This window comes from Kineococcus xinjiangensis, from assembly GCF_002934625.1.
GTDB lineage: Bacteria > Actinomycetota > Actinomycetes > Actinomycetales > Kineococcaceae > Kineococcus_A > Kineococcus_A xinjiangensis.
This window is the reverse complement of record NZ_PTJD01000003.1, coordinates 271,307-286,855: the sequence shown is the minus strand read 5'-3', so window position 1 is coordinate 286,855 and position 15,549 is coordinate 271,307. Positions and strand designations below refer to the sequence as shown.

Genomic DNA, 15,549 nt, shown 5'->3' with positions numbered 1-15,549 from the left:
CCGCGAGCACACGACCCACGAGTTCACGATCCACGAGTTCACGACCAGCCGGTCGGCGAACTCCCGGCCGGAGCGCCACCAGCACCCCGGCCACCACCGCGGGCCCCACCCGGACCCGCGGTTCCCCACCCCGACGACCACCCGAGGCGAGGAGCCCGAACGATGAGCCCCCAGACGAACCCCGCCGCCAACACCGGCCTGTCCTTCGAGCTCACCAAGGAGCAGCAGGACCTGCGCGCGCGCGTGCACGAGTTCGCGCAGCAGCGGATCACCCCCGTCGCCGCGGACATGTACCGCACCGGGGAGTACCCGGTCGAGATCATCCAGGCGATGGGCCGTGAGGGGTTCTTCGGCCTCTCCTTCCCCGAGGAGTACGGCGGCAGCGGCGGCGGCCTGCTGGAGCTCTGCCTCGCCATCGAGGAGGTCGGCCGGGCCGACCAGTCCCTGGGCATCACCCTGGAGTCCTCCACCGGTCTCGGCGCCGCCCCGATCGCGCGCTGGGGCACGCCGGAGCAGAAGGAGCGCTGGCTGCCCGACCTGCTCACGGGGCAGAAGGTCGCCGGCTTCGGCCTCACCGAGCCGGGCGGCGGCAGCGACACCGTCGGCATGAAGACCCGCGCGGAGCTCGACGGGGACGAGTGGGTCATCAACGGCAGCAAGTCGTGGATCGGCAACGCGGGCAGCCCCATCACCTCGCACTGCACCGTCACCGCCGTCACCGGCACGCAGCCCGACGGGCGCCCGGAGATCACCACCATCATCGTCCCCGCCGGAACCCCCGGGTTCGAGCCGCAGGAGCGCAACGACCTCGTCGGCTGGCGCACCATCGACAACCGCAACCTCGTCTTCCGCGACTGCCGCGTCCCCGTCTCCCACACCCTGGGCGAGCGCGGGCAGGGGCTGCGCAACTTCCTCGGCGCCCTCGACGGCGGACGGGTCGCCATCGCCGCGCTGGCCGTCGGGATGATCCAGGGCTGCCTCGACGAGTGCCTGCGCTACGCCGGCGAGCGGGAGGCGTTCGGCCGGGCCATCGGCACCTACCAGGGCATCTCCTTCAAGATCGCCGACATGGCGGTCCGCGCCCAGCTCGCCCGCGACGCGGTGTGGCGCGCGGCGTGGCTGGCCGACCAGGGCCGCCCGTACTCGCAGGAGGCCTACATCGCCAAGCTGTTCGCCAGCGAGGCGGCGGCCACCACGGCCCGCGAGGCGGTGCAGGTGTTCGGCGGCAAGGGTTTCTCCAACGAGAGCCTCGTCGGCCGCTTCTACCGCGACGCCAAGATCCTGGAGATCGGCGAGGGCACCAGCGAGGTGCAGCGGATGCTCATCGGCCGCCTGCTCGGCCTGCCGAAGCCGGCCTGAGCGCAGCGGCGTGCGACGGGCAGCGGAGGAGCGGGCAGTGGACGAGGGAGGAGCGGCGATGGCGGAGGCGGCCGGCGTGCGCGAGGTGGAGCAGCGGGGCCTGTGGTTCGAGGAGCTGACGACGGGGGTGCGCTACCTGCACCGGCCCGGGCGGACGGTGACGGAGGCGGACAACGTCCTGTTCTCCACCCTCACGATGAACCCGCAGGCGCTGCACCTGGACGAGGCGTGGAGTTCCACGCAGCCGTTCGGCAAGCGGCTGGTCAACAGCCTGTTCACCCTGTCCACCCTGGTCGGCCTGTCCGTCGCCCAGCTCACGCAGGGCACCACGGTGGCGAACCTGGGTTTCTCCGAGGTCCGCTTCCCCGCGCCGGTGTTCCACGGCGACACCATCTACGGTGAGACGGTGGTGCGGGAGAAGCGGCTCTCGTCGAGCCGGCCCCGGGAGGGCGTCGTGACGTTCGAGCACACCGCCCGCAACCAGGACGACGTCGTGGTGGCCGTGGCGGTGCGCGCAGCGCTCATCCTGCGCCGCCCGGACGGGGCGGCGTGAGCAGCGCCACCGCCGGGCCGGGCGGGAACCCGTTCGCCGGGCCCGCGCTGCTCTTCTGCCCGGCCGACCGCCCCGAGCGCTTCGGGAAGGCCGCCGCCGCAGCGGACGTGGTGATCCTCGACCTGGAGGACGGGGTGCGGCCGGAGGCCAGGGACGCCGCGCGCCGCGCCCTGCGCGCGGCCGACCTCGACCCCGCCCGGACCCTCGTGCGGGTCAACGCGGCCGGCGAGGAGCAGGACCGCGACCTCGAGGCGGTGGCGGCGACACCGTTCGACCTGGTGATGCTGGCGAAGGCCGAGTCGGCGGAGCAGGTGCGGGCGCTGGCCCCGCTGCGGGTCGTCGCGCTGTGCGAGACGGCCCGGGGCGTGCTCGCGGCCCCGGAGATCGCCGCGGCCGGTGCCGCGGCGCTGATGTGGGGGGCCGAGGACCTGCTGGCCTCCCTCGGCGGGCGCTCCAGCCGCCGCGCCGACGGCGGCTACCGCGACGTCGCCCGGCACGCGCGCTCCTCCGTGCTGCTCGCGGCCGGGGCGCACGGTGTGGCGGCCGTCGACGCCGTGTACCTCGACATCCCCGACCTCGACGGGCTGCGGGTGGAGTCCGAGGAGGCCGCCGCGACGGGTTTCGCCGCCAAGGCGTGCATCCACCCGACGCAGGTGGCGGTGGTGCGGGAGGCGTTCCGCCCGCCGGCGGAGGAGGTCGCCTGGGCGCGGCGGGTGCTCGACGCCGCAGAGGGCCGTCACGGCGTGTTCGCGTTCGAGGGGCGGATGGTCGACGCCCCGGTGCTGCGCCACGCCGAGGCCGTGCTGCGGGCCGCAGTCGACTGAGGGGCGCCCGGCGGGTGCCCCGGCGTCCCCGTGGCGCCGGGCGCGGTGAGCGCGGTGCGGTCAGCGTTCTCGCGCGGCCGCAGCGCTGACCCGGGCGTGCAGGTGCATGTCGTGCCACCCGTCGGCGTGCAGCCCCCGCTGCACCGCGGTCCCCTCGGCCGCGTAGCCCGCCTTCGTCGCCACCCGGCACGATGCGGCGTTGCGCGTGGAGTGGTCCAGCTGGGCGCGGTGCACCCCGAGGTCGAAGGCCCACTGCGTGAGGGCCGTCAGCGCGGCGGTGGCCACGCCCCTGCCGCGCACGGCCGGCAGCATCCAGTAGGACAGCTCCACGCAGGCCTCGTGCAGGTCGATGCGGCGCAGGCTCACCTGTCCCGCCGCCTGCCCGTCCACCTCCACGGCCCAGCCGCCGCCGCTCTCCTGCGCCCACCGACCCGCCCAGTGCCCGACCCACGCCTCGGCCTCGGCCCGGCTCATGGTGCGGGCGTGCCAGCGCTGGATGGCCGGGTCCTCGTAGGCCGCGACGACGGCGGGAACGTCCACCGGGGTCCACGGACGGAGCAGGGCGGTGCCCGCCTCGAGGACCGGCTGGCTCCGTCCGGAGAAGCTGCCGGTCCGCAGGGCGGGTGACGTGGTGGTCGGCACGTCACCCGATCCTGCCCGACCGGCGGCCGGGGAGGGGACGCGCGGCGCGGGGCGCCAGAGGAATTCAGGGGCGGCCGGGGCCGGTGGCCTCCTACCGTGCCCCCATGAGTGAGACCGCCGCCGTCGCCGCCAACCGGGCCAACTGGGACGAACGCGTCGCCTCCCACCTCATCGCCTACGGCGTCGAGGACTTCATCGCCGACCCCACCCGGACCACCTCGATCGTCCGCGACGACCTGGCGCTGATGGCCCCGCACCTGCCCGGCGGCTCGCCCGCCGGTCTGGACCTGGTGCACCTGCAGTGCCACATCGGGCTGGACACCCTGTCGTGGGCGCGGCTCGGTGCCCGCGTCACCGGCATCGACTTCTCCTCCGCGTCCACGGCCGCCGCCCGGGACGTCGCCGCCCGCGCGGGCCTGGCTGCCACCTTCCTCGACTCCGACGTCGACTCCGCGCTCGACGCCTGCGGCGACCGCTTCGACGTCGTCTACACCGGCGTCGGTGCCCTGTGCTGGCTGCCGGACCTGACGCGCTGGGCCCGGGTCGTGGCGGGTCTGCTGCGCCCCGGCGGGCTCTTCGCCGTCCGCGACGCCCACCCGGTCCTGAGCGCCGTCGACGACGACCGCTCCGACGGGGCACTGGTCCTGACCCACCCGTACTTCCCGACCGGCGGGCCCCAGCACTACGACGACGGCACCACCTACGCCGACGCCGACGTGCGGCTGCAGCACGCCGACACCTACGAGTGGCAGCACTCCCTCGCCGAGATCGTGCAGGCCCTCCTCGACGCCGGGCTGACCCTGACCTCCCTGGCCGAGCACCGCACCATCCCGTGGCGGGCCCTGCCGCAGATGGTGGAGACCGCCGGGGGCTACGTCCTGCCCGTCGGCGGAGACCGGCTGCCCCTGACGTTCTCCCTCACCGCCACCAAGCCCCTCGGCCGAGGAGCGGACCGCCTGCGGGACACTCGGCCGTGACCTTCTCCGCGGTGATCCTCGACTGGCGCGGCACGCTGGTCACCACGCTGTCGTGGCGGGCCTGGGTGGAGGAGGGGCTGCGCCTGGCCGGGCGGGAGCACTCCGCCGCGCACGTCGAGCAGGTGCTGCAGGCGCTGGAGGCGGTCGATCCCGGGGAGGCCCGGCTGGACGCGCCGGGGGTGGACTGCGACGCCGAGCTGCACCGGCGCACCTACTTCGGGGTCTTCGCCGACGCCGGTCTGGACCCGGAGGTCGCGCGGGCCCTGTACGCGGTGGAGTCCGACCACCGCCACAACCGCTTCGCTGGCGACGTCGCCGGGGCCCTGCAGCGGCTGAGGAACGCGGGGGTCCGCGTGGCGGTGCTGAGCGACGTGCACTTCGACATCCGCCCGGCCTTCACCGAGGCGGGCCTGGGCGGCCTCGTGGACGCGTTCGTCCTCTCCTTCGAGCAGGGCGCGCAGAAACCGGATCCGGCGGTGTTCACGGCCGCCCTGCACGCCCTGGGCGCCGCGGCCGAGGACACCCTGATGGTCGGCGACCGCTCCGGGCCCGACGGAGCCGCCGTCGAGTGCGGCATCACGACGCTGCTGCTCCCGCCGCTGCGCAGCGTCGACGACCACCGGCTGGAGCGGGTGCTCGCACTCTGCGGCTGCCGCTGAGGGATTCCTCTCCTCCGCGGGGGCGGCGACCGGCTCAGCCGCCGCGCCGCGTGGGCCGGGCGCGGACGTGCATGCGCTCCCCCTGCGGGCCGAACAGGCTGAGCAGTTCCACGGGCCGGTTCGTGGCGCTGCCGAACCAGTGCGGCACGCGGGTGTCGAACTCGGCGGCCTCCCCCTTGCCGAGTTCGACGTCGTGCTCCCCCAGCACCAGCCGCAGGCGGCCGGAGAGGACGTACATCCACTCGTAACCCTCGTGGACCTTCAGGTCGGGTTCGGCGGGGCGGGCGGGCAGGACCAGCTTGTACGCCTGCACGCCACCCGCTTCCCGCGTGAGGGGGACGTGGGTGGTGCCGTTGCGGGTGACGGGCCGCTGCGGAACGCGCGGGTCCTCGACGGCGGGGGCGCCGACGAGGTCGTCGAGGGTCGTGCCGTAGAGGCGGGCCAGGGGCAGCAGCGACTCCAGCGCGGGCCGCCGCGCGCCCGACTCCAGCCGGGAGAGGGTGCTGACGGAGATGCCGGTCGCGGCGGCCACGGCGGCGAGGGTGAGCTCGCGCTTGCCGCGGGCGGCGCGCAACCGCGGTCCCACTCCCGCCAGGACCTCGCCCAGCCCGCCGCCGTCCGCACCGTTCACGCACCTATTTGCCGTTCCGGCAACCGTGCTTGTCAAGACCGCCCACCCGGGCGGAGCGTTCGGTGCGGAGGTGGTCGACGTGGGAACGGGAGGGGTGGTCGCGGTGCGCGGGGACGAGAGGGCGGTCGCCGGGGAGCGGGGGCCGGCGCGGGACGGCTACGACGTGGTGGTGGTCGGCGGCGGGGCGGCGGGGCTGAGCGCGACGCTGCAGCTGGCGCGCTCGCGGCGGTCGGTGCTGGTGGTGGACGCCGGGGAACCCCGCAACGCCCCCGCGGCGGCGATGCACGGCTTCCTCGGCCACGACGGGCTCCCCCCCGCCGACCTGCTGGCCCGCGGCCGGGCGGAGGTCCGCCGCTACGGGGCGGAGGTGGTCCGCGGACGCGTCGACGGAGCAGCCCGCGACGGCAGCGGTTTCGCGGTGCGGCTGGCCGGCGGCCGCGAGGTCGGCGCACGGCGGCTGCTGGTGGCGACCGGCCTGGTGGACGAGCTGCCCGACGTCCCCGGCCTGCGCGAACGGTGGGGGCGCGACGTGCTGCACTGCCCCTACTGCCACGGCTGGGAGGTGCGCGACACCCCCGTCGGCGTCCTCGGGTCCCCCGCTGCGCTGCACCAGGCGCACCTGTTCCGGCAGCTGACGCCCGACGTGGTGCTGTTCCAGCACACCGCACCGGCGCCGGGCGCCGCGGAGCGGGAGGAGCTCCGGGCCCGCGGCATCCGCCTCGTCGAGGGCGAGGTCGCCGGGCTCGTCGTGGCCGGGGACGAGCTGACCGGGGTCCGGATGCGCTCCGGGGAGGTCGTGCCCCGCCGGGCGCTCGCGGTGGCGCCGCGCTTCGTCGCCCGCAGCGCCGTGCTCGAGTCGCTGGGGGCGGCGCTGTCGCCGCTGACCGTGGACGGTGCGGTGGTCGCGGTGCAGGTCGAGGTGGACGGGGGCGGGCTGACCTCCGTGCCCGGGGTGTGGGCGGCGGGCAACGTCTGCGACGCCCGTGCGCAGGTCGTGACCGCCGCGGCCGCCGGCGCCGCCGCCGGTGCGCGGATCAACGCCGACCTCGCGGCGGAGGACGTCGAGCGGGCCGTCGCGGCGCTGCGCTCCCCCGAGCCGGCGCGGGCGGTCGGCTAGCGTCGGGGCATGCGCGCGGCGGAGCAGGACGACCGGTCGACCGGGGCGGCGGGCCACGTCGGGGCGCTGGCGCGGTACCCGGTGAAGTCGCTGCTGGGCGAGTCCCTGCCCCGGGCGCGGTTCGGCACCCGCCTGGAGGGCGACCGCTGCTGGGCCGTGTACACCGAGGACGGCCGCCTCGGCAGCGGGAAGAACTCGCGCAGGTTCCGCGCCGTCGACGGCCTCCTGCACCTGCGCGCCCGGCTCGCGCCGCAGGGTCCGCTCGTGCGGCTGCCCGACGGCCGGGAACTGCCGGCCGGGGAGCCGGGGACCGACGCGGAGCTCAGCGCCCTGCTGGGTGCGCCGCTGGCGCTGCGGCCGGAGACGACCCAGCCCCACCACGACGACTCCCCCGTGCACGTCGTGACCACCGCGGCGTTGCGCCGCCTCGCCGGGCTGCTCGGGGAGCCGGTGGATCCCGCCCGCTTCCGGGCCAACGTCGTCGTGGACACCGGCGACGCCGAGGGGTTCGTGGAGGACCGCTGGCTCGGCCGCGAGCTGCACCTGGGGGCGGAGGTGGTCCTCCGCCTCACCGAGCCCATGCCGCGCTGCGTCATGGTGACCGCCGCCCAGGAGGCCCTGCCCCGCGCGCCGCAGGTGCTGAAGACCCTCGGCGCCGTGCACGACGTCGAGTTCGGACTGCAGGCCGAGGTCGTGCGCGGTGGTTCCGTCGCGCTCGGCGACCCGGTGCTCCTCGGCTGAGGAGCACCGGGTCGGCGGCGGTCGTCGCGGCGGTGGTGGCCCGCCTCAGCCCAGCGCGATCGCCGTCCAGGACACCGGCGGCAGCTCGACGGTGAGGACGCCCTCCTCGAGGGCCGCACTCTTGTTCTCCACGGGCACCACCCGGTCCGGCTCCTCCAGGGTGTTCTGCGCGTAGGGGTCGTCGTCGTTGAGGGTGTGGGTCTCGACGATCCGCACGTTCCCGAGGCCGGAGACGTCCACCGTGACCGTCGTCGCCTCGGCGAGGTTGCGGTTGACGAGGAAGACGGTGGTCGCGCCCGTCTCCTCGTCGTGGGTGGCCACCGCGTCGACCAGCGGCACCTCCCCGTAGGCGCCGGTCCGGTAGGCCGGGGTCTCCAGCTCCACGCGCAGCGCGCTCCCCCGGGCCAGGCGGGAGGTGAGCGCGAAGGGGAAGAACGTCGTCTGCCGCCACGCGGGGCCGCCGGGCTCGGTCATGATCGGGCCGATGACGTTGACGAGCTGGGCGAGGCTGGCCGAGGTGACCCGGTCGGAGTGCTTGAGCAGGGAGACGAGCAGGCTGCCGACGACGACGGCGTCGGCGACGGTGTAGACGTCCTCCAGCAGCCGCGGCGCGTACGGCCACTGCTCGATGTCGGTGATCTTGTCGACGTTCTCGAAGCGGTCCTGGTCCCAGACGTTCCACTCGTCGAACGAGATCTCGATCGTCTTCGAGCTGCCGAGCTCCGCCTTGACGGAGTCCGCGGTGGCGACGACGTCCTCGATGAATCGGTCCATGTCCACCGCCGAGGCGAGGAAGCTCGCGAGGTCCCCGCCGCGCTCGAAATAGTAGGCGTGGCAGGAGATGTAGTCCACGTCCGCGTAGGTGTGCTGCAGGACGGTGCGCTCCCACGCGCCGAAGGTGGGCATCTGCCGGTTGGAGCTGCCGCAGACGACGAGCTGGATGCGCGGGTCGAGCTGGCGCATCGCCTTCGCGGTCTGGGAGGCGAGCTTGGCGTAGTCCTCGGCGCTGCGGTGCCCGAGCTGCCACGGCCCGTCCATCTCGTTGCCGAGGCACCACATCCGCACGTCGAACGGCTCCGCGGTGCCGTCGGCGATGCGCTTGTCGGACAGCGCCGAGCCGGAGCGGACGTTGCTGTACTCCAGCAGGTCCAGCGCCTCCTGCACGCCACGGGTGCCGAGGTTCACCGCGAGCATGAGCTCGCTGCCCGCCTTGGCGTTCCAGCGCGCGAACTCGTGCAGGCCCACCTGGTTCGTCTCCAGCGAGTGCCACGCCAGGTCCAGGCGGCGCGGGCGCTCCTCCCGGGGCCCGACCCCGTCCTCCCAGCGGTAGCCGGAGACGAAGTTGCCGCCGGGGTAGCGGACGGTGGAGACGCCCAGCTCCCGCACGAGCTCCAGCACGTCGGCGCGGAAGCCGTCCTCGTCGGCGCTCGGGTGGCCGGGCTCGTAGATGCCGTCGTAGACGCAGCGCCCGAGGTGCTCGACGAAGGAGCCGAACACTCGGCGGTTGACTTCCCCGACGCGGAAGCGGGGGTCGATGGTCAGGCGTGCGGTGGCCATGGGAAGTCCTCGCGGTCGTGGTGTCGCGCTCGGGTGGCGCGGGAGGGGTGGAGACGGGGTGCGGAGCCGGCGGCGGGCACGGGTCCTACTTGAGGCTGCCGATCGCCAGGCCGCCCTGCCAGTACTTCTGCAGGGAGAGGAAGGCGATGATGAGCGGGATGATCGAGACGAGGGAGCCCACGACGATGAGCATCCAGAGGGACTCCCCACCGCCGTTGTTCGCGCCGGCCAGGCCCTGCAGCAGCCCGATGCCGACCGTGACGGGGAACAGCGTGGAGTCCGACAGCATCGCCAGCGGGAGGAAGTAGTTGTTCCAGGTCGCGACGACCGACAGCAGCAGGACGGTCACGATCGCGGGCCGCAGCAGCGGCAGGGCCACCTGGAAGAAGGTGCGGAACGTCCCGGCCCCGTCGACCCGCGCGGCGTCCAGCAGCTCGTCGGGGACGCCCTCGGCGGCGTAGACCCGCATCAGGTAGACGCCGAACGGGTTGAGCAGCGAGGGCAGGATGACGGCCCAGGGCGTGTTCGTCAGCTCCATCTCGGACAGCAGGACGAACGTGGGGATGACCAGCGCCGTCGCCGGCACCATGACCGCGCCGAGCAGGATGGAGAAGGCGAGGTTGCGGCCCTTGAAGTGGAACTTGGCGAAGCCGTACCCGGCGAGGACCGCCAGCACCGTGGAGCCGAGGCCGCCGGCCAGCGCGTAGAGGAAGGAGTTGCCCATCCAGCGCAGGTAGATGCCGTTGTCGTAGGCGAAGAGGGCGCGGAGGTTCTCCACGAGGTGGAAGCCGTCGCCGAACCACAGGGCGCCGTGCGGGCTGGCGAACAGGCTGGTGGTGTCCTTGGTGCTGGCGACCAGCAGCCACCACAGCGGGAGCGCGAAGTACAGGATCAGCGCGACGAGGAACAGGTTGCTCAGCATCTTCGGGCGCCGTGCGGCGCGCTGCCTGCGGGGAGCCTCGTCCGGGGTGCGGGTGCTGGAGGCTCCGGCGGGGGTGGTCAGGACGGTCACAGGAAGCTCCCCCGCTTGCGGGTGGCGAACAGGAAGATGTACACGCCGATGAAGACCACGGCACCGAGGGAGAAGGAGATCGCCGACGCGTAGTTGAACTGGGCGAAGGCGAAGGCCGTGGTGAAGGCGTACATGTTCGGCGTGAAGTCCGGCGGGATCGCCCCGTTGGAGATCCGCCCGAGGATCTGCGGCTCGGTGAAGAACTGCAGGGTGCCGATGACGGCGAAGACCAGGATGAGCACCAGCGCCGAGGCCACCATCGGGATCTTGATGCGCAGGGCGACCTGCCACGAGGAGGCGCCGTCGATCTTGGCGGCCTCGTAGATCGAGGGGTCGATGCCCTGCAGGGCGGCGTAGATGACGATCATGTAGTAGCCGGCCCACTGCCACGTCACGACGTTCATCAGGGCGCCGAAGACGTTGTCGGGGCTCAGCATGACCGGGGCGTCGAGGCCGAAGAACCCGAAGAGCTGCTGCGCCGGGCCGAAGTTGGGGCTGTAGAGGAAGCCCCACATGAGGGCGCCGATGACCGCCGGGATCGCGTAGGGCACGAACATCATCAGCCGGGAGAAGCGGCTGAACTTGCTCGTCATGCCGTCCAGGACGAGTGCGGCGGCGAGCGAGACCGCCATCTGGACCGGGATGAGGACCAGCGAGAACTTCACCACGAACCACAGGCCCTTGAGGAAGGCGGGGTCGGTGAAGGCGCGGGTGTAGTTGTCGAGGCCGGCGAACTTCGTCCCGGTCGCCAGGCCCTTGGTGAAGAGGCTGAGGTAGAACGCGTAGGCAAGCGGCGCCACCAGGAAGACGATGAAGACCGCGCCGAAGGGGGCGATGAACAGCCAGCCCTTCGCGTCCTCGCGCTGCCGCCAACCGCCGGCGGGCCGGCCGCTGCCGCGTGCGCCGGGGCGTTCCCGGGGCGGCGGGGGCGCCGCCCGCAGGTCCGTCTGTGCTGCCATGACCGTCTCGCCTTCGTGCGCTGGGGGATCGCCGGTGCCGCCCCGGGGAGGGTGCCAGGCACCCTCCCCGGGGACGTACCCATCGCCGGCTCGATGGGCCGCGCCTGCTGCTCGCTCAGGGTGGTCGCGTCGCGCTCACGCGGGGCGCGACCACCGTGAGCAGGTCACTCCTGGACCGTGAAGCCCTGCTGCTTGCCGTAGGCGACCATGGCCTTGTGCAGGTCCTCGGCCGCCTGCGAGCCGGTCTTCTCGCCGTTGTTCATGGCCGTGATCTGCTTGGTGAACTCGGCGTAGAAGCTGGTCGAGTAGGGGCTGTAGGTGGAGCCCTTGTAGGCGTTGGCCGCAGGGATGTAGACGTCCTTGTTGGCGGTCTGGCCGTCGAAGAACTCGGACTCGTTGTTGATGAACCAGTCCGCGTTCAGGACGCTCTGGTTGAGCGGGAAGATGATCTGGTCCTTCGCGCCCTGCTCCAGCGACGCGTCGTCCGCGTAGAGCTCCATGGCCACCTTCGCGGCGAGCTCCTTGTTCTCCGCCTGGCTGGTCACGGCGAAGGTCGAGCCGCCCCAGTTGACGGCGACGGGGTTGGCCGGGTCCCACTGGGGCAGCGGGGCGACGGCCCAGTTGCCCTTGTCGTCGCCGGCACCGGCACCGGCACCGGTGAGGTAGCCGGGGGCCCAGGCGGCGGAGATGTAGGTGGCGTAGTCGCCGTTCACGACACCGGAGATGTACTCGGTGGTGAACTGGTCCTGCTTGCCCACCAGGCCGTCCTGGACGAGGCCGCCCCAGTAGTCCAGCACCTTCTTGGCCGGCTCGGAGTCCAGGTCGATCTTCAGGTTGGTCTTGTCCGAGGCGTCGTACTCCCACGGCTTGGCGCCGGCCTGCTCCATGAGCGCGACGGTGGGCGCGGGGACGTTGCTCGGGAAGTCACCGAAGAGGGGGCCGCCGGCCGCCTTCATCTTCTCGGCCGCGGCGCGGTACTCGTCCCACGTCGTGGGCGGGGTGATGCCGTACTTCTCGAAGATGTCCTTGCGGTACATCATCGCCATGGGACCGCCGTCGACGGGGATGGCGTACACGGCGTCCCCGCTGGAGACGTCCTTCCACGCACCCTCGCTGAAGTTGCCCTTGACCTCCTCGGCGCCGTACTCCGTCAGGTCCACGAGGGCGTCCTGGATGGCGAAGACGGGGACGGTGTCCGCCTCGAGCATGATGACGTCGGGGGCGCCCCGGCCGGCGGAGACCGCCGTCTGGAACTTGTTGTACTCGTCGGCGCCCTGGCCGGCGTTGGTCCAGCAGACCTGGACGTCCTCGTGCGACTCGTTGAAGTTCTTGACGACCGACTCCATGTTCGGGTACCACGCCCAGACGGTGACCTGCGGCGCGTCCGCGTGGGTCACCGGGACGCTGCACTTGGCCTTGGCGTCGGAGGCGGCACCGGCCGCACCGCCGCCACCGCCACCGCCACCACCGCCGCACGCGCTCAGCGAGGCGATGAGCGCTCCGGCGCTGAGGACGGCGGCTGCAACCTTCGTGTTCATGTGCTCCCTCTCGGTGTGGCCGCACGGACTGCGTCGTCGTGCTCGGCTCGTGGTGGCGGCGGGCCCGGTGGGCGCTGCCGTCGGCTGGGGCGTCTCGCTGCGGAGCGGGTTCCCGCCCGCTCGATCCGCCGGTGGCGGGCACGGGCACGGGTTCCCGGGTCTTGCGGAAATCGTTCTGGGTGGCGCGGAACGGTGGTGCTACCGGGTCCTCCTCGACCCTCGAGAGCCCTCCGGTGGGCGGTGGCCGCACCCGGGAACTTCTCGTTTACAACGTTGTGAGGGCAATCATGCGTACCCACCAGCCCCCTGTCAAGCCGCCCCGGGGAACCGGTTCACCCGCGCAGCACGCATCACATTCTCGTTGCAGCGCAAGGTGATTCCCGGCCGATGCGACCGGGAAGGCAAGGGGTGGAGCAGTGGGTCAGGCGGACTCGCGCACGACCACGCTGAAGCCGACCTCGACGTGTCTGGCCGCCGATCCGCGGTTCTCGATCCGGTTCAGCAACACGTCCACGGCGGACTCCGCGATCCGGCGCCGGCCGGGGTCGATCGTGGTGAGGCCCGGTATCGAGTACATGCCCTCGTCGGAGTTGTCGAAGCCCATGACGGCCACGTCGTCGGGAACCTCCCGGCCCGCCGAGCGCAGCGCATGGATCGCCCCGAGCGCCAGGGTGTCGTTGAAGGCGAACACCGCGTCGAAGTCGACGCCGGAGTCGATCAGGGTCCTGGTGGCCTCGTCGCCCTCGCGCAGGTGCCAGAGGTCCGCGACGCCGAAGAGCCGCTCGTCCACCTCGATGCCCGCATGCTCCAGGGCCTCGCGGTAGCCGCGCAGGCGCAGGCCGGCGGTGCCGATGACCTCACCCGGATGGACGCCGACCACGGCGATGCGCCGGCGCCCGCGGTGGAGGAGGTACTCCGTGGCGGCCCGGGCGGCCTCCACGTTGCGCATGGTCACGTGGTCCACCGACGGGTGGAACATCCGTTCGCCGAGGAGCACGAGCGGCGTGTCGATCTCGATGAGAGCGGCGTCCTCGATGCCGAGGACGAGCGGGCTGAAGAGCAGGCCGTCCACCATGCGCAGCCGCGCGCTGGCGAGCAGGTCGACCTCGCGCTGGCGGTCGCGGTTGGTCTGCTCGATGAGGACGACCATCCCCCGCCGTTCCGCGGCGCGGATCACCTCGTCGGCGAGCTCGGCGAAGTAGGGCAGTCGCAGCTCCGGCACGGCGAGGGCCAGGGCCCCGGTGCGACCGGAGCGCAGCGTCCGGGCCGTGAGGTTGGGCTGGTAGTCCAGCGTCCGGATCGCCTCCTCCACCCGCTGCCGGGTGGTGGGGCGGACGTGGGGGTAGTCGTTGACCACGTTGGACACGGTCTTGATGGAGACGCCCGCGAGGCGCGCGACGTCCCGCAGCGTGGCGGCCCCCGCACCACGACGTCCCTCCGCCTGCGGAAGGGGTCCCGCACTCGTCGTCGTCATGGCCCCTCCGCGGCTCGTCGTCGCAGGGCAACCGCCGTGTGCAACGTTGTAGAGAGCTTATCGTGCGTCCCGCTCCCGAGCCTGTCAACTCACCTCCCACGCGCGGTGCAGCCGGGCGTCGGAGGCCGCACCTACGCTGCCCGCATGTGCCGCAACATCCGCCCGCTGCACAACTTCGCCCCGCCCGCCACCGACGAGGAGGTCGAGGCCGCCGCGCTGCAGTACGTGCGGAAGGTCTCGGGGACGGTGCGCCCGTCCCAGCGCAACGCCGCCGCCTTCGACCGCGCCGTGGCCGAGGTGGCGGAGGTGACCCGCCGCCTGCTGGGCGAGCTCGTCACCACCGCCCCGCCCAAGGACCGGGACGTCGAGACCGCGAAGGCCAGGGAGCGCGCCGCCGCCCGCTACGGCGGCTGAGCTCGGCCCCCCGTCACTCGACGATCAGCGGCCCGCCCGGTCGCTGGACGTGCTCCTCGGCGATGCAGCCCTCGGACGGCGCGTCCTCCGCCATCACGACCGGTAGACGGGTGGGAGCCGTGATCTCGACCCGGTGGTGGCTCGTCCAGCTCACCGAGAGGGAGGGGATGCCGTGGCTGCCACCGTGCGCACCGGCCCGAAGGGCCCGCTCAGGTGGCGGTCGACCCTCGCGGGCCGGAGGGTGGTTCCTCGTGAGCCAGAACAGCGACGCCCCGACCGGCACCACCCCCAGCGACGACACCGTCGACGTGTTCGACAACGCCGAGGTCCGCCAGGTCCAGGACCAGGGCAGCCGCGAGAACGCGCGGGCGTCGAACTCCGGCCCCCTCCCGGCTCCCGCACGCGACCCCCAGGACCCCTTCGGCCAGCAGGACGACGTCGCCGACGGCACCGGCCAGGGCGACCCGACCGCCGGCGTCCGGATCAGCGACGAGGACCTCCAGGACGCCGTCCCCGGCGACGACGGACCCGCGCACCCCGGCACCCGCTGACGGCCCCGCCCCGGTCGAGCGAGGCGTCGCCGCCCTGACGAGGCGCTCCCGGGCGAAGTGCTCCCGGGCGAGGCGCCAGTGCCCACCTCGGGGGCGCGAGGACCGTTCCCGGGGACCTCACCGGCCGAGGCGCAACGCGTCCCGGAGCATCTCCGCCTGCTCCTCCGCGCCGCTCAGCCCGCTGCTCAACCCGGAGAGGAAGATCCTCCGTCCGTCCCCCATGTGGAGCTCAGGAGCGAACGCCCGGCCGCGCACCGCGACCTCCACGCCCTCGACGTCGCGGACCTCCAGGCGCCGGGTGCGGAGGAACTCCACGCTCCGGAGCTCCTCGCCGTCGACGTCCACCTTCATCAGCAGCGACCTCACAGACATGATCACGAAGATCGCCGCGAGGACCGGGAGCTCCGGCTGCTCCTGCCCGTACAGGTGCGCCAGGGCGCAGGCGGCGACGGTGACGGGGAGCAGGGCCCAGCGGTTCGACCCGCGCATCGTCACTCGCCATCCCCCTTCCGGACCACACCGGGCATCGCACAGCCATCCA

The 15,549-nt window shown here is 73.2% G+C and carries 18 protein-coding genes; 9 read left to right on the top strand and 9 right to left on the bottom strand.

The window, feature by feature from the left end:
* Positions 1 to 162: 162 nt before the first annotated feature.
* From CLV92_RS06155 to CLV92_RS06145, 3 genes are read left to right on the top strand one after another with little or no spacing between them, the layout of a single operon-like run.
* Positions 163 to 1,359 carry an acyl-CoA dehydrogenase family protein gene (locus CLV92_RS06155; protein WP_104431899.1) on the top strand — a complete coding sequence of 399 codons (1,197 nt, stop codon included), beginning with the start codon at positions 163 to 165 and terminating at the stop codon, positions 1,357 to 1,359.
* Positions 1,360 to 1,417: 58 nt separating this feature from the next.
* Complete coding sequence (locus CLV92_RS06150) at positions 1,418 to 1,912, top strand: MaoC family dehydratase (protein WP_104432016.1); 495 nt, start codon at positions 1,418 to 1,420, stop codon at positions 1,910 to 1,912.
* Entirely contained in the window at positions 1,909 to 2,736 is an 828-nt protein-coding gene (locus tag CLV92_RS06145) for an HpcH/HpaI aldolase/citrate lyase family protein (RefSeq protein WP_104431898.1), read from the top strand. The genes CLV92_RS06150 and CLV92_RS06145 overlap by 4 nt, the downstream gene beginning before the upstream one ends.
* A 60-nt stretch (positions 2,737 to 2,796) precedes the next feature.
* Here the strand turns inward: CLV92_RS06145 and CLV92_RS06140 are convergent, their stop codons facing one another.
* Positions 2,797 to 3,378, bottom strand: a complete 582-nt coding sequence (locus CLV92_RS06140; protein ID WP_104431897.1) for a GNAT family N-acetyltransferase — start codon at positions 3,376 to 3,378, stop codon at positions 2,797 to 2,799.
* 104 nt (positions 3,379 to 3,482) lie between these two features.
* Between CLV92_RS06140 and CLV92_RS06135 the strand changes: the two genes are divergently transcribed.
* Complete coding sequence (locus tag CLV92_RS06135; RefSeq protein WP_104432015.1) at positions 3,483 to 4,355, top strand: class I SAM-dependent methyltransferase; 873 nt, start codon at positions 3,483 to 3,485, stop codon at positions 4,353 to 4,355.
* Positions 4,352 to 5,014, top strand: a complete 663-nt coding sequence (locus CLV92_RS06130) for an HAD family hydrolase (protein ID WP_104431896.1) — start codon at positions 4,352 to 4,354, stop codon at positions 5,012 to 5,014. The genes CLV92_RS06135 and CLV92_RS06130 overlap by 4 nt, the downstream gene beginning before the upstream one ends.
* 34 nt (positions 5,015 to 5,048) lie before the next feature.
* Here the strand turns inward: CLV92_RS06130 and CLV92_RS06125 are convergent, their stop codons facing one another.
* Positions 5,049 to 5,645 (bottom strand): helix-turn-helix domain-containing protein, encoded by a 597-nt coding sequence (locus CLV92_RS06125; RefSeq protein WP_211290904.1) that lies wholly within the window; start codon positions 5,643 to 5,645, stop codon positions 5,049 to 5,051.
* A 103-nt stretch (positions 5,646 to 5,748) separates the two neighbouring features.
* On the opposite strand from CLV92_RS06125, the gene CLV92_RS06120 reads away from it, so the two are divergent.
* The gene (locus tag CLV92_RS06120) at positions 5,749 to 6,762 is read left to right on the top strand and encodes an NAD(P)/FAD-dependent oxidoreductase (RefSeq protein WP_342762200.1); all 1,014 of its coding nucleotides are present in this window, start codon (positions 5,749 to 5,751) and stop codon (positions 6,760 to 6,762) included.
* Between the two features lie 9 nt (positions 6,763 to 6,771).
* Positions 6,772 to 7,503 (top strand): MOSC domain-containing protein, encoded by a 732-nt coding sequence (locus tag CLV92_RS06115; protein ID WP_104431894.1) that lies wholly within the window; start codon positions 6,772 to 6,774, stop codon positions 7,501 to 7,503.
* 45 nt (positions 7,504 to 7,548) lie between these two features.
* On the opposite strand, the gene arfA is transcribed toward CLV92_RS06115, so the two are convergent.
* The 5 genes from arfA to CLV92_RS06090 all read right to left on the bottom strand — a co-directional run bounded on the left by arfA (position 7,549) and on the right by CLV92_RS06090 (position 14,043).
* Positions 7,549 to 9,060 carry an arabinosylfuranosidase ArfA gene (gene arfA, locus CLV92_RS06110; RefSeq protein WP_104431893.1) on the bottom strand — a complete coding sequence of 504 codons (1,512 nt, stop codon included), beginning with the start codon at positions 9,058 to 9,060 and terminating at the stop codon, positions 7,549 to 7,551.
* A gap of 85 nt (positions 9,061 to 9,145) precedes the next feature.
* Positions 9,146 to 10,072: a carbohydrate ABC transporter permease gene (locus CLV92_RS06105; RefSeq protein ID WP_211290903.1), complete on the bottom strand. Its 927-nt coding sequence runs from the start codon at positions 10,070 to 10,072 to the stop codon at positions 9,146 to 9,148.
* Complete coding sequence (locus CLV92_RS06100) at positions 10,069 to 11,031, bottom strand: carbohydrate ABC transporter permease (RefSeq protein ID WP_104431892.1); 963 nt, start codon at positions 11,029 to 11,031, stop codon at positions 10,069 to 10,071. Before CLV92_RS06100 ends, CLV92_RS06105 begins: the two co-directional genes overlap by 4 nt.
* Positions 11,032 to 11,195: 164 nt before the next feature.
* Complete coding sequence (locus CLV92_RS06095) at positions 11,196 to 12,569, bottom strand: ABC transporter substrate-binding protein (RefSeq protein WP_104431891.1); 1,374 nt, start codon at positions 12,567 to 12,569, stop codon at positions 11,196 to 11,198.
* Between the two features lie 421 nt (positions 12,570 to 12,990).
* On the bottom strand, positions 12,991 to 14,043 hold the full coding sequence (locus CLV92_RS06090) for a LacI family DNA-binding transcriptional regulator (protein WP_104431890.1): 1,053 nt from the start codon (positions 14,041 to 14,043) through the stop codon (positions 12,991 to 12,993).
* A 144-nt stretch (positions 14,044 to 14,187) separates the two neighbouring features.
* On the opposite strand from CLV92_RS06090, the gene CLV92_RS06085 reads away from it, so the two are divergent.
* A complete protein-coding gene (locus tag CLV92_RS06085; protein WP_104432012.1) occupies positions 14,188 to 14,457 on the top strand; it encodes a DUF2277 domain-containing protein in 270 nt (89 codons plus the stop codon).
* Positions 14,458 to 14,470: 13 nt separating this feature from the next.
* Here the strand turns inward: CLV92_RS06085 and CLV92_RS21310 are convergent, their stop codons facing one another.
* Entirely contained in the window at positions 14,471 to 14,611 is a 141-nt protein-coding gene (locus tag CLV92_RS21310; protein ID WP_158257148.1) for a hypothetical protein, read from the bottom strand.
* A gap of 97 nt (positions 14,612 to 14,708) precedes the next feature.
* Here CLV92_RS21310 and CLV92_RS06080 point away from each other — a divergent pair, with 97 nt between their 5' ends.
* On the top strand, positions 14,709 to 15,008 hold the full coding sequence (locus CLV92_RS06080) for a hypothetical protein (protein ID WP_104431889.1): 300 nt from the start codon (positions 14,709 to 14,711) through the stop codon (positions 15,006 to 15,008).
* 117 nt (positions 15,009 to 15,125) lie between these two features.
* On the opposite strand, the gene CLV92_RS06075 is transcribed toward CLV92_RS06080, so the two are convergent.
* On the bottom strand, positions 15,126 to 15,497 hold the full coding sequence (locus CLV92_RS06075) for a hypothetical protein (protein WP_146099432.1): 372 nt from the start codon (positions 15,495 to 15,497) through the stop codon (positions 15,126 to 15,128).
* Between the last annotated feature and the right edge of the window lie 52 nt (positions 15,498 to 15,549).

Coding starts and splice junctions, on each gene's coding strand:
- CLV92_RS06155 (WP_104431899.1), top strand. CDS start 163: ATGAGCCCCCAGACGAACCCCGCCGCCAACACCGGCCTGTCCTTCGAG.
- CLV92_RS06150 (WP_104432016.1), top strand. CDS start 1,418: ATGGCGGAGGCGGCCGGCGTGCGCGAGGTGGAGCAGCGGGGCCTGTGG.
- CLV92_RS06135 (WP_104432015.1), top strand. CDS start 3,483: ATGAGTGAGACCGCCGCCGTCGCCGCCAACCGGGCCAACTGGGACGAA.
- CLV92_RS06115 (WP_104431894.1), top strand. CDS start 6,772: ATGCGCGCGGCGGAGCAGGACGACCGGTCGACCGGGGCGGCGGGCCAC.
- arfA (WP_104431893.1), bottom strand. CDS start 9,060: ATGGCCACCGCACGCCTGACCATCGACCCCCGCTTCCGCGTCGGGGAA.
- CLV92_RS06100 (WP_104431892.1), bottom strand. CDS start 11,031: ATGGCAGCACAGACGGACCTGCGGGCGGCGCCCCCGCCGCCCCGGGAA.
- CLV92_RS06095 (WP_104431891.1), bottom strand. CDS start 12,569: ATGAACACGAAGGTTGCAGCCGCCGTCCTCAGCGCCGGAGCGCTCATC.
- CLV92_RS06090 (WP_104431890.1), bottom strand. CDS start 14,043: ATGACGACGACGAGTGCGGGACCCCTTCCGCAGGCGGAGGGACGTCGT.
- CLV92_RS06085 (WP_104432012.1), top strand. CDS start 14,188: ATGTGCCGCAACATCCGCCCGCTGCACAACTTCGCCCCGCCCGCCACC.
- CLV92_RS06075 (WP_146099432.1), bottom strand. CDS start 15,497: ATGCGCGGGTCGAACCGCTGGGCCCTGCTCCCCGTCACCGTCGCCGCC.